General features: G+C 48.9%; 12 protein-coding genes. All 12 read left to right on the top strand.

Annotation, left to right across the window (positions count from 1 at the left end; genetic code table 11):
• Positions 1–1,665 carry a GspE/PulE family protein gene (locus KNP94_RS09645; protein ID WP_214766491.1) on the top strand — a complete coding sequence of 555 codons (1,665 nt, stop codon included), beginning with the start codon at positions 1–3 and terminating at the stop codon, positions 1,663–1,665.
• Positions 1,662–2,705: a type IV pilus twitching motility protein PilT gene (locus tag KNP94_RS09650; protein WP_088837542.1), complete on the top strand. Its 1,044-nt coding sequence runs from the start codon at positions 1,662–1,664 to the stop codon at positions 2,703–2,705. The genes KNP94_RS09645 and KNP94_RS09650 overlap by 4 nt, the downstream gene beginning before the upstream one ends.
• 4 nt (positions 2,706–2,709) lie before the next feature.
• Complete coding sequence (locus KNP94_RS09655) at positions 2,710–3,927, top strand: type II secretion system F family protein (RefSeq protein WP_088837541.1); 1,218 nt, start codon at positions 2,710–2,712, stop codon at positions 3,925–3,927.
• A gap of 136 nt (positions 3,928–4,063) precedes the next feature.
• A complete protein-coding gene (locus KNP94_RS09660) occupies positions 4,064–4,591 on the top strand; it encodes a type II secretion system protein (RefSeq protein ID WP_088837540.1) in 528 nt (175 codons plus the stop codon).
• Positions 4,592–4,652: 61 nt separating this feature from the next.
• Complete coding sequence (locus KNP94_RS09665) at positions 4,653–5,408, top strand: prepilin peptidase (RefSeq protein ID WP_088837539.1); 756 nt, start codon at positions 4,653–4,655, stop codon at positions 5,406–5,408.
• Between the two features lie 18 nt (positions 5,409–5,426).
• Positions 5,427–7,148 (top strand): type IV pilus biogenesis protein PilM, encoded by a 1,722-nt coding sequence (locus tag KNP94_RS09670; RefSeq protein ID WP_215115609.1) that lies wholly within the window; start codon positions 5,427–5,429, stop codon positions 7,146–7,148.
• Positions 7,145–7,867 (top strand): hypothetical protein, encoded by a 723-nt coding sequence (locus tag KNP94_RS09675; protein WP_214766489.1) that lies wholly within the window; start codon positions 7,145–7,147, stop codon positions 7,865–7,867. Before KNP94_RS09670 ends, KNP94_RS09675 begins: the two co-directional genes overlap by 4 nt.
• Before the next feature lie 107 nt (positions 7,868–7,974).
• Positions 7,975–8,553 (top strand): Maf family protein, encoded by a 579-nt coding sequence (locus KNP94_RS09680; RefSeq protein WP_088837536.1) that lies wholly within the window; start codon positions 7,975–7,977, stop codon positions 8,551–8,553.
• Positions 8,554–8,600: 47 nt separating this feature from the next.
• Positions 8,601–9,233 (top strand): RadC family protein, encoded by a 633-nt coding sequence (gene radC, locus KNP94_RS09685; RefSeq protein WP_204251439.1) that lies wholly within the window; start codon positions 8,601–8,603, stop codon positions 9,231–9,233.
• A 162-nt stretch (positions 9,234–9,395) separates the two neighbouring features.
• On the top strand, positions 9,396–10,430 hold the full coding sequence (locus tag KNP94_RS09690) for a rod shape-determining protein (protein WP_029331054.1): 1,035 nt from the start codon (positions 9,396–9,398) through the stop codon (positions 10,428–10,430).
• Between the two features lie 14 nt (positions 10,431–10,444).
• Positions 10,445–11,329, top strand: coding sequence for a rod shape-determining protein MreC (gene mreC / locus KNP94_RS09695; RefSeq protein WP_088837534.1), 885 nt, complete (start codon positions 10,445–10,447; stop codon positions 11,327–11,329).
• Entirely contained in the window at positions 11,322–11,825 is a 504-nt protein-coding gene (gene mreD / locus KNP94_RS09700) for a rod shape-determining protein MreD (RefSeq protein WP_088837533.1), read from the top strand. Before mreC ends, mreD begins: the two co-directional genes overlap by 8 nt.
• Positions 11,826–11,827: the final 2 nt, after the last annotated feature.

An 11,827-nucleotide genomic window follows, 5' to 3' on the forward strand; every position in this document is an offset into this window, starting at 1 on the left:
ATGGCAATGAAACGGAAACGTCTCGGCGAGATGCTGCTTGAAGAAAGTCTCGTCACGGAAAGTCAGATTGAAGAAGCCTTGACGGTCAAACGGGCGACTGAAAAATTAGGGGATGCGCTCTTACGATTAGGGCATTTGACGGAGCAACAACTACTCGAAGCACTCCATCATCAATTGAAGATACCGATCATTCAACTGTATAACTATCCGGTCGACGTGGCTGTCACGAAGCTGATTTCAAAAGACCTTGCTCAGCGCCATACGCTCGTCCCGGTCTACCGGGAAGGCAACCGTTTATTCATTGCGATGGCGGATCCGCTCGATTTGATTGCGATTGATGACCTGCGGCTTCAGACGGGGTTGATGATTGAAGTCGGCATCGCGACACGCGATGAAATCCGACGGACGATTTTAAAGTATTACGATATCGATTCATCACTCCGGGAGTTACTCGAATCCGATGAAATGATGGAGTCTGATGCGACGCGGGATGTCGTGACACGAGAAGATGCGCCAATCATTCGTCTCGTCAATCAAATTCTTGAAAACGGGATTTCGCAACGGGCATCCGACGTCCACATGGATCCGCAGGAAGCCTCCTTATCGATTCGGATTCGGATTGACGGGGAGTTGCGGACGGAAAACAACTACCCGAAACAAATTCAGAACATCTTGACGACCCGGATCAAGGTTATGAGTGAGCTTGACATTACGGAATCACGCTTGCCGCAAGACGGACGGATCAAGTACATCTATAATGGTCTCGCCTACGATTTCCGTGTCTCGACGCTTCCGACGGTCTATGGTGAGAAAGTCGTCATCCGGATTCTCGACAGTTCGAACTCGAATATCTCGATTTCGAAAATCGGATTTAGTGAACGCAATGAATCCCAGTTCCGGGAGATGCTGAAACGACCGAACGGCATCATCTTGATTACTGGACCGACAGGGTCTGGTAAGTCCTCGACATTGTATGCGGCTCTAAACGAATTGAATGATGAGAGCCGTAACATCATTACGGTCGAAGATCCGGTCGAGTACCAAGTCGACGGCATCAATCAAGTTCAAGTGAACAGTAAGATCGGCTTGACGTTCGCGAGTGGGCTACGCTCGATTTTGCGACAAGATCCGAACGTCGTCATGGTCGGAGAGATCCGCGATATTGAAACGGCGGAAATTTCGATTCGGGCCTCATTGACGGGACACCTTGTCCTGTCGACGTTGCACACGAACTCGGCCATCAGTTCGATCACCCGTCTGATTGACATGGGAGTTGAACCATTCCTTGTCGCGGCGTCGGTTACCGGATTGATTGCGCAACGTCTCGTCCGTCGCGTCTGTCGTGATTGCGGGGAAGTCCAACCACTCTCAAAACGCGAACAAGAGTTGTTTGCGCAAGAAGGGATCGAAGCGACGACCGTCATGCGCGGACGCGGCTGTTCATCTTGTAACATGACGGGGTACCGGGGGCGACTCGCGATCCAGGAAGTCGTCATGATCGATGAAGTATTGCGACGGATGATTATGAACCAATCGACGGAAAGCGAAATTACGATGTACGTCAAGTCGCAAGGTCAACGGTTCCTGTTAGCGGATGGACTGACGAAAGTCGCCCAAGGAATTACGACGACGGAAGAAATCTTACGGACGGTGATATCAGAATGAGTACGATGGAACGCGCACAAATCGAAGACATTCTCAGATCGTCAAAAGAAAAAGGGGCTTCTGACGTCCATTTGACGGCAGGATCTCCCCCCGTCTTTCGCGTCAATGGAACATTGATTGCTTACGGGACGGATAAACTCAAACCGGTCATCATCGACGGGTTCGTTCAGTCGCTGATTACCGAGGAAATGTACCTTCAGCTCAAACAGGATCGTGACATCGACTTTTCCTTTGGTGTGACGGGTGTCGCCCGTTACCGCGTCAATTGTTTTTATCAACGTGGTGCACTCTCAATGGCTTTTCGAACGATTCCGACTGAAGTGCCGACACTCGAACAATTGGCGTTACCTCCTGTCCTCAAACGGTTTTTAACGAAACCGCATGGCTTGATTCTCGTCACGGGACCGACCGGGTCAGGGAAGTCGACGACACTCGCTGCGATGATCAACGAAATCAATCAGACGATGTATAAACGCATCATTACGCTCGAGGACCCGATTGAATACTTACATAGTCATCATAAAAGTTTGATTGACCAACGTGAAATCGGCATTGATGCCCCGCGATTCGCGAGTGGCTTACGTTCTGCACTCCGTCAGGATCCGGATGTGATTTTGCTTGGTGAGATGCGGGACTTGGAGACGATTTCGACGGCAGTCACAGCTGCAGAGACGGGACATCTTGTCTTCGCGACCGTCCATACGTCGACCGCTGCCTCGACAGTCAGTCGGATCATCGATGTTTTTCCATCGGAGCAACAGGATCAAATTCGCGCCCAACTGGCAAATGTCCTGGCGGGTGTCGTCTCGCAACGCTTGATGCCCCGGTCCGATGGTACAGGCAGGGTCGCGGCGCTTGAAATCATGGTCGAGACACCAGCCGTCTCAAACTTGATTCGCACAGGTAAGGAATATCAGATTCAATCCGTTTTGCAGACCGGAAAACAGTATGGGATGCAGACGATGCAAATGGCCTTACAAGACTTAGTTAGTCGGGGACTGATCCCAGCATCAGCCGCGACACCTTACATATCGGGGTGAGCAGATGGCAGTATTCATGTATGAAGGTCGGACGATGGCCGGTAAACGGAAAAAAGGTAAGATTACAGCATTAACGAAACGGGAGGCGGCAGAACGTCTCCGGACAGAACAAATCGCCGTCACGTCACTTGAGAAACAAGAATCAAAAGGCTTAAATACCGAGATCACATTCTTAACGGCAAAACCGAAAATCGAACACTTAGTCATGTACGCACGTCAATTTGCGACGCTCGTCCGGTCCGGTGTCTCAATCGTTAAAGCGACCGAAATATTACGGAAACAGACCGAATCGAAGCCGCTCGAGCGGGCACTCGTCGAAGTCGAAGATGATTTACGGAGCGGGATTCAATTTTCGCAAGCGATTGAGAAACATCCGCGCGTCTTTGATACATTCTTCGTCAGCATGGCGATGGCGGGTGAGGCGAGCGGGAATTTAGAAGAAGCCCTCGATAACATCGTCACCCAGCTTCAAAAACAGTACGAGATTAAACGGAAAGTCATTTCGGCATTGATTTATCCGGCCGTCGTTTCAATCGTTGCGATTGGTGTCGTCGTCTTCCTGATGTTGAACGTCGTCCCGACGTTCGCGTCGATTTTCGATCAACTCGGAAGTGAACTTCCGTTAATCACGAAACTTGTTGTTGCCGTATCGGACTTTTTTGTCGCTTACTGGTGGGTCTTGTTGCTTGTCGCCTTCGGATTGCTCGGTCTGCTGTATTTTAATTTAAAAAATGAGCGGCAACGGGTCATCTTCGACAGCTTACTGTTAATGTTGCCGGTCTTCGGACCATTGATTCAAAAGTCACAGATTGCTTTGATGACGCGGGGACTCGCTGTATTACTGAATGCATCGGTCCCGATTCTTGCTTCGCTCGACATTACGGAGCGAATCGTCACGAACCGAATCATCCGTAAAGGAATCGCCGGTGCGAATGAAGCGATGTCGCGCGGGATTCCGATGCACGAACCATTAGAAAAAAACAAATATTTCCCACCTCTCGTGACACAGATGATTGCCATCGGGGAGGAGTCCGGGCGCCTGGACTCCATGCTGACAGAGGTCGCAGACTTTTATGAGACGGAAGTTGAAACAACGACGGATCGCTTGAAGTCAATCATCGAGCCGCTGTTGATTGTCGTCCTCGCCGCAATCGTTGGTGTCATCGTCATCGCCGTCGTCGTCCCGATGTTCAAAATCTATTCGGATATCCAGGGCGAATAACAACTGCGAAATCATTTACCTGTTGTCTAAAAAAGACATAATTAACTAAAATTATGGTGCTACTATAATAGTATTCATATGGATAGTATTACCTATACATCGAACTCAGAAAAAAGCACTAGGGAGGAATACTAAAATGTTAGAACGGTTAAAAGAAATTTGGTTAGATGCAAAACAAATGCGCGATGAGCGGGGCTTGACGTTGATCGAGTTACTCGTCGTCGTCGTTATCCTCGGAATTATTGCCGCAATCGCGGTAGTAGCGATTGGCGGATTGATTGAAAACTCACGTAAGGATGCAGTCGTATCCGATGCGAAACAATTAGTAGCGGCAGCGAAGTTGTATACATCTTCAAATCCAGTTCAACCTGGAGAAACTGTGAAAGTTGGTGTTAATGAAAATAAAAAAGCAATCGTAGCAAATGACGTCACAAAAGGTACGACAGCTACGCCGAGAGTAGATTCTTTGAAAAAATATATCGATGATATGAAGGATGCCTTAAATTCTGATAAGGCGTATGAAGATTCATTCGTCACTGTCACTGAGGACAAAGGTACTTATACTTATAAAGTTACTTTAAAAAGTGAGTCTGAAGATTATACTTACTTCACAGGAGCAGCTCCATCAGCACTCAAACGAACTGGTATAGAAGAAAAGAAATAATTTAAATTCCACCCCCACCTCGGGGGTTTTTTTCTGAAGTTTTTTAAGAAAGGAGCCTAACATGACAATCGTTTTTACAGTCTATTTTTTCATTATTGGCATGTTGATCACGTCGTTTACAAATGTCGTCGGACTGCGGATTCCGGTGGGGGAATCGATTGTGCGACCGCGCTCGCATTGCCCGAATTGTGGTCACGTCCTCGGTGCGCTCGAACTGACACCGGTCATCGGCTATCTCGCTTTACGCGGAAAATGCCGTGTCTGCCAACTGCCGATCTCCGCGAAGTATCCGGCGCTGGAACTGCTTGGTGGCGTACTTTACGCCTATGCGTTCTATCAATTCGGATGGTCGATGCAATTCGTGTTGACACTTGTCCTGACGAGCCTGTTATTCATCCTCGTCATGTCGGATCTTGCTTACATGCTCGTCCCGAATAAAATATTACTCTTCTTTTTACCGATTAGTCTGATAGTTCGCTACCTTTCTCCATACGAGAACTGGTATAATCCAATTATTGGCGGAATCGTCGGTTTTAGTTTATTGTTTGCAATTTTTCTCGCATCACGTCAAGGGATGGGCGCAGGGGACGTCAAACTGTTTGGTTTACTCGGTATTTTTCTCGGACCACTCGACGTCGTGATTGCCTTATTCGTCTCGGCACTTGTCGGTTCCGTCATTGGGCTGACATTGCTCGGATTGAAGCGCGTCGAACGCAAGCAACCGATTCCCTTCGTCCCGTCGATTGCGATCGGGACATTACTCACTTATTATTTCGCGGACGATTGGGTGACGTTATACCTCGATCTGTTCCTATGAGAAAGGACGAACCTACATATGGCGCAAGCTAGGCGTAGAGGTACATATATTTATTTCAACTTCACGGATGTCGCCGTCTTCGGCGCCGTCGTCAAGAACGGTGTCATCAAACGACGCGCTGTTGCGTCCCTGCCTGCCGGGACACTCCAAGGTGGATGGTTGCAACCGGAAGCGTCACTTGATTTGATTTTTGACAGCCTGTTGACGAAATTAAAGGTTCCGCGAGGTTCGCAAGCTGTTCTTGCCCTCGATGGTTCACTCGTCCTTGCCCGAAAACTTGAAATCCCGGAGTCGGTCGAGACGAATCAAATCCGCGGGTACTTGTTCATGGAGCTTGGTCACAGTATCGTCCTGCCGTTTGAAGAACCGTACTTCGATTACACTCTGCTCGAAGAAGACGGCAAACGGGAAATCATGCTGTATGCGGCACCGAACGAAGCGATTCAACAATACATGCAATTGTTTAAGCAAAAGCACCTGCGGCTTGTCGCAGCTGAACCGCAACCGCTCGCTACGTTTTTCGGAATCGAGTCGCTCTATGAAGTCGAAGACAGTAGCAGCGTCTTGATTTGGAACGTCAATGCGACGAATCATCAACTGATCATCATCGAAGACAAAGTTCCGCGCTTAATCCGTTCCGTCGATACGTTCAGTTCGAACGTCTGGGAAGTTGAAGTGATGGAGGATCGTCTCCATTACCGGTATCGCTTAGATGACGCACAAGTCGAGATGACGCTTGACGAAATGCTGCTCGAATTTTCACGTGTGCTCGATTTCTACCGGTTTTCGCTCGCACGCGACCAACGGGAAATCAGCCGTGTCATTCTAGCGGGAGACTTCCCGTTCCAGGAGGAGCTCGTCAAACGGTTCGAAGCGAATTTTGATCTCCGACTCGAACAGCTTTCGGAGCAGCTCGAAGTCGCGCCACAACCGATTCCGCGTGCGTATTTACCGCTGATCGGACTCGCGATTCCACAAAAAACTCGAATCAATCTGTTACCAGAGGACGACGTCATGCCGAAGTTTCCGCTCGTCGCGTCGCTCGTCCTGTTGTTATTTGGCGGAATGATTGGCGGCTACTTGTTCTGGCAAACGGACCAGTTCGCGGACCGAATCGAGACGGCAAACAATCAAGTGCAAATCGTTCGTGCCCTTCAAGCGGAATCGGCACAATCAGCAAAACAAGAAATTGCCCAATTGAAGCAGACCGTCGACGGATTAGAGGAGACGCCGCGCCCGGCAGTCCCGACGCTTGAACGGATTACCCGCTACTTACCGGAACGCGGCTACATCTTACAGTTCGCCTATGGTGCCGATCATCTCGTGACGATGAATGCACAATTCGAAACACTGGAAGAGTTGAATGGTTTTTATCGTCAACTCTTGACGGATGACGTCTTTACAGGAGTTTCATTGACAGGTATCACAACGAAGACGATGAACGAAGAGGCAGATGTCGTCACGTCGACGACGATCGACCCGGCAACAGGGGAAGAAATTCCGACGACGACGATTACACCATCGGCTGATGAAAAAACGGAAGAACCGCGTTACATCGGGCAATTCACGTTGTCAGTCTTACCGGCGGAGGTCGTCAAAGGTGAAACGAATGAAGCGAATCCGGATGTACCAAAAGAAGATGGCGAGACGGAGTCGGCAACGCCAGACGGTGAAGTGACACCGGAAGACGGAACAGGCGAAGTCGTCTCGACCGAGATTGAGGAGGTGGAGGATAATTGAAGCGCTATAGTAGTTACCTTCTCCTCGGATTGACGCTCCTGCTCGTAATTGGAGGAGTCGCCTATTTCGGTTATACGACCTATACGACGTACGAAGAATTGAATGAAACGGAAGCGACGCTTGACCGGGAACAGATGGCCCTCGAAATCGCAAAAGCGAATGAGCAAAAAGTCGATGTCGCCGAATCAAGCTTCTTACAGAAAAAAGTGCCTGTCCTCCCGGCGAATGATGACGTCATCGACGCCATCAATGCCTCGAGTCAAATCGCAGGAGTCAAAGTCCAGTCGATTACGTTCAGCCAAACGGATGTTGCACCTGCTCCGGTTGTCGAGTCGACACCGGTCGTCGACGGAGCGATGGCGACAGAGTCTGACATCGATGCGGATGGAGCAGAAGCACCCGTCGCGACAACGGCCGCGACACCGCTTCCGGCATCGTTATCCGTCGAAGCACCATCCTATCTCGAACTGATGGCATTCCTTAAACAAATCGAACGGACGGATCGGATTACGATCTTGCGTCAGATTCAATTGACGGGGCCGGATGAACCGGGTGCCGGAAGTGAGACGATTCTTCTTGACGATGAGATGATGGCGTTTACGATTGAAATCGAGACGTATTACCGACCTGATCTAACACAACTCGTTCCAGATAAGAAGACACCACTCAAGGAGACGACCCCGAAATCAGATCCCTTTGTTGATGTCACAGGAAATTAGTTTGGAAACAAGTGCTTCCCTTCACGGGAGAGGCACTTGTTTTTCGTTATACTACCCGTTGAGTGAATTAAGCTAGTTCGAAATCTATCAGAAAGAGCGTGATACTAATGGTAACGCAACCACCCTTGATTCTTGCTTCGGCGTCTCCGCGCCGGACACAGCTTTTGGACCAAATCGGGATACAGCATGAGGTTCGTCCTGCTGACGTCGTCGAAGAAGCGCCCTATCCGATGGCGCCTGCCGAATACGTCGCCTACTTATCCGACAAAAAAGCACGTGCTGTAGCTAAGGCGGATGAAATCATTCTGGCGGCAGATACCGTCGTGTCGATTGACGGTTTGATTTTGGAAAAACCGCTCAATCGCTTAGCCGCAAAGCAGATGTTGCTTCAATTATCTGGTCGGACCCACCATGTCTTGACGGGCGTGACGATTGTGATGAATGATCATGTCGAAACATTTACCGTGACGACAGAAGTCCGTTTTGCCAAATTGTCGCAGGACTGGATTATGCGCTACACGGAGACGGATGAGCCGTATGATAAAGCCGGTGGATACGGCATCCAGGCGGTCGGAGGATTATTCGTCGAAGCGATTTCAGGCGATTATTATAATGTCGTCGGATTACCGATTCATCCGATTGCGAAACGACTCGAAGCATTCGGAATCAAGCCGGAATTTGCGTAACGCCTATTAAAGAGAGGTCGGATGCAGTGATTGAATTGCCGAAGGATATGATTCAACTAAAAGGGCTGACCCGTGCGACGACAGTCGAATTGCTAGCATGTCTCGTTCGAAGTGGAACGAGAAATCAATCGCCGCTTGAAATCGCGGAAGAATTACTTGATCGTCATCCCTCGTTGATTGAGCTTGAGGCAGCGGGAGTCGGAGGACTGGAGAAGTCACCCGGCGTCGGCAAGGCGAAGGCGCTCCAAATCATGGCGGGACTCGAGCTCGGCCGCCGGCTCGTCACAGAACCGAAGTGGGTCCGACCGGTCGTTCGTTCACCGGAGGATGCAGCGGAGCTGTTGTTAGAAGAGATGCGCCTGTATCAACAGGAACATTTCATCTGTCTGTATTTGAATACGAAAAATGAGGTCATTTCCAAAAAGACGCTCTTCATCGGAGGATTGAACACGTCAATCGTCCACCCGCGCGACATATTTCGGGAAGCCATCCGCTGTTCGGCGGCCAGCTTCATCGCTGTCCATAATCATCCATCGGGTGATCCGACGCCAAGCCGGGAAGATATCGAGGTGTCGGAACGGATGGTCGAGGCGGGCAGATTGATTGGAATCAGTTGTATCGATCACCTCGTCATCGGTCACGGACAATTTATTAGTATGAAACAACGCGGATTTATGTAAGAATAACGTCTGAGGGGGAAGTGGACTTCCTGACCTCAGGCGTTTTTATGTTTTGAAAAATAGGTGAACTGTAAACAAGCTGTAACGTTTTAGCGCTTTTCTAAGAGTGCTTTTCCGTTATAATTAGTGGAGTTGTATTTTCAGAGAGGGGTTTTTTGAATAATGTTTGGATCATTTAGCCGTGAAATCGGCATTGACTTAGGTACGGCAAACACGCTCGTTTATGTAAAGGGGCAAGGAATCGTTGTACGCGAACCTTCTGTTGTCGCTTTCCGTACCGATACAGGTAAGATTGAAGCAGTCGGGAACGCAGCGAAAAACATGATTGGACGGACACCGGGCAACGTGACGGCACGACGGCCGATGAAAGATGGCGTAATCGCTGATTATGAAACAACTGCGACGATGATCAAGTACTTCATGGATCAAGCGTCGAAGAAAAAAGGATTGTTCTCTTCGAAGACGAACGTCATGATTTGTGTGCCAAGCGGCATCACATCAGTCGAAAAACGTGCCGTTGAAGATGCAGCAAAACTTGCCGGGGCGCGTGAAGCCTATACGATTGAAGAACCATTCGCAGCGGCAATCGGAGCTGGACTCCCAGTATCTGAACCAACAGGATCGATGGTCGTCGATATCGGTGGCGGAACGACGGAAGTCGCAGTCATCTCGCTTGGCGGCATCGTAACGAGTCAATCAATTCGTGTCGGTGGAGATGAAATGGATGAGTCAATCATTCGTTACATCAAATCGAAATATAACTTGATGATCGGTGAACGGACAGCCGAGACACTCAAGATGACGATCGGTTATGCACGAATCGACGAAGAGTCAGAAAACGAAACGATGGAAATTCGTGGTCGCGACCTCGTCACAGGTCTTCCGAAACAAATCGAAGTAACGAGTGCAGAAATTTGCGACGCGTTATCCGATACGGTCGATGCGATTTTAGCAGGTGTCAAGCACACGCTTGAACAGACACCGCCGGAACTTTCAGCTGATGTCATGGACCGCGGAATCGTCTTGACAGGCGGCGGTGCGCTCCTTAAAAACCTTGATTCTGTCATCGAAGACGAAACACGCATCTTGACGCTTGTTGCTGAAAACGCACTCGATTGTGTCGCAATCGGTACAGGAAAATCACTTGAGATGATGAATGTCCTTCGTTCGAAATCAGGCATCTCACAAAAAAGATAAGGACGGGATGAGCGATGAAGCGATTTTTAAATAATCGAAAACTGCTCATCACACTCCTTAGTTTTCTCCTTTTGGTGATATTGATCGGTATTTCGTTGCAAGGGCGTAACCAATCCCACTGGTATCAAAGTTTTGTCCGTGATACCGTCGGGGTCGGTCAACGTCTTTTCGCGACACCGATTGGCTGGATTGATGATACGGTCACTTCGATTACAGAAGTGCGTGACGTGTATAAGGAAAATGAGTATTTAAAATCACGTTTAAATGACTATGCGGAAAATTCCGTCAAAGTTCGTGATTTAGAACGTGAGAATAAAGAGTTAAAAGATATGCTCGACCTGGGTGGCTCGATTCGCGACTATACGTTACTTCCAGCTGAAATGATTGGTCGCACACCGTCCGAGTGGCAACGTTTCGTGACCGTGAACATCGGCGAACAAAAAGGGGTCAAGTCCAATATGGCCGTCGTGACGGCAGATGGATTGATTGGACGTGTCATTCAGACGAGTGCCTACACTTCGCTCGTTCAGTTGTTATCTGACACGAGTCGTACGAACAATGTCTCAGCTGTTGCGGACGATACAAAAGGAAAAGGGGTCTTCGGAACGATTGAAGGGTTCGATGAGGAAACAAACTTGTTGAAATTCACGAAAATTCCGAATGACGCGAAGTTAAAAAAAGGGCAGATTGTCGCGACATCCGGTCTCGGAGGAAAATATCCAAGCGGTGTTGTCATCGGCAAAATCGAGGAAGTGAAGTCGGATAAATACGGTGCTTCGAAAATCGCATACGTCAAACCGGCAGCAGACTTCGAACAGTTTGGTCACGTCTTCGTGATTGAACGAGAGGCGGAGGAACCTTTCGCTGAGACCGATAAGGGAGGGGACACTAGTGAATAACGTCAAGTTGTTTTTCGCCGTGTTCCTTCTTTTTATCTTGGAAGGAACGATTTTTGCAGGTCCGCTCGGTGACGGGTCACCGTATGCGGTCCACCTGACTTTGATTGCCTTGATGTTTCTCGGACGCTACGGCAAAATCGAACAGGCACTTGGTTTCGGCTTAGTATTCGGTCTGTTATATGACTTCGTCTATTCCGATATCATCGGTATTTACTTATTTGCGCTATCTGCCATTCCGCTTTTTAGTAGCTTCGTGCTAAAATATGTAAAGGAGAACGTATTGACGATTATCGTCACCTTTACGTTCAGTGCCTTATTATTCGAATTTGATATTTATTTCTTTACGGCTTCGGTCTTAGGTGTCGATGTTCCGTTTAAAGAACTGGCGACACAAATCATTCCGAAGAGTCTCATTGCACAGCTGATCGGGATTATCATTCTGTATTATCCGATGACCCGACTCGTGCAATCCACACTTGACGAGAAAAGAGGATGAGT

This window comes from Exiguobacterium sp. s80, from assembly GCF_018618725.1.
GTDB classification, from domain to species: Bacteria; Bacillota; Bacilli; order Exiguobacteriales; family Exiguobacteriaceae; genus Exiguobacterium_A; species Exiguobacterium_A oxidotolerans.

Excerpts from the sequence above, each read along its gene's own strand:
- KNP94_RS09690 (WP_029331054.1), top strand. The coding sequence starts at position 9,396 with ATGTTTGGATCATTTAGCCGTGAAATCGGCATTGACTTAGGTACGGCA.
- KNP94_RS09665 (WP_088837539.1), top strand. The coding sequence starts at position 4,653 with ATGACAATCGTTTTTACAGTCTATTTTTTCATTATTGGCATGTTGATC.
- KNP94_RS09670 (WP_215115609.1), top strand. The coding sequence starts at position 5,427 with ATGGCGCAAGCTAGGCGTAGAGGTACATATATTTATTTCAACTTCACG.
- KNP94_RS09650 (WP_088837542.1), top strand. The coding sequence starts at position 1,662 with ATGAGTACGATGGAACGCGCACAAATCGAAGACATTCTCAGATCGTCA.
- KNP94_RS09645 (WP_214766491.1), top strand. The coding sequence starts at position 1 with ATGGCAATGAAACGGAAACGTCTCGGCGAGATGCTGCTTGAAGAAAGT.
- KNP94_RS09660 (WP_088837540.1), top strand. The coding sequence starts at position 4,064 with ATGTTAGAACGGTTAAAAGAAATTTGGTTAGATGCAAAACAAATGCGC.
- KNP94_RS09655 (WP_088837541.1), top strand. The coding sequence starts at position 2,710 with ATGGCAGTATTCATGTATGAAGGTCGGACGATGGCCGGTAAACGGAAA.
- mreC (WP_088837534.1), top strand. The coding sequence starts at position 10,445 with ATGAAGCGATTTTTAAATAATCGAAAACTGCTCATCACACTCCTTAGT.
- KNP94_RS09680 (WP_088837536.1), top strand. The coding sequence starts at position 7,975 with ATGGTAACGCAACCACCCTTGATTCTTGCTTCGGCGTCTCCGCGCCGG.
- radC (WP_204251439.1), top strand. The coding sequence starts at position 8,601 with ATGATTCAACTAAAAGGGCTGACCCGTGCGACGACAGTCGAATTGCTA.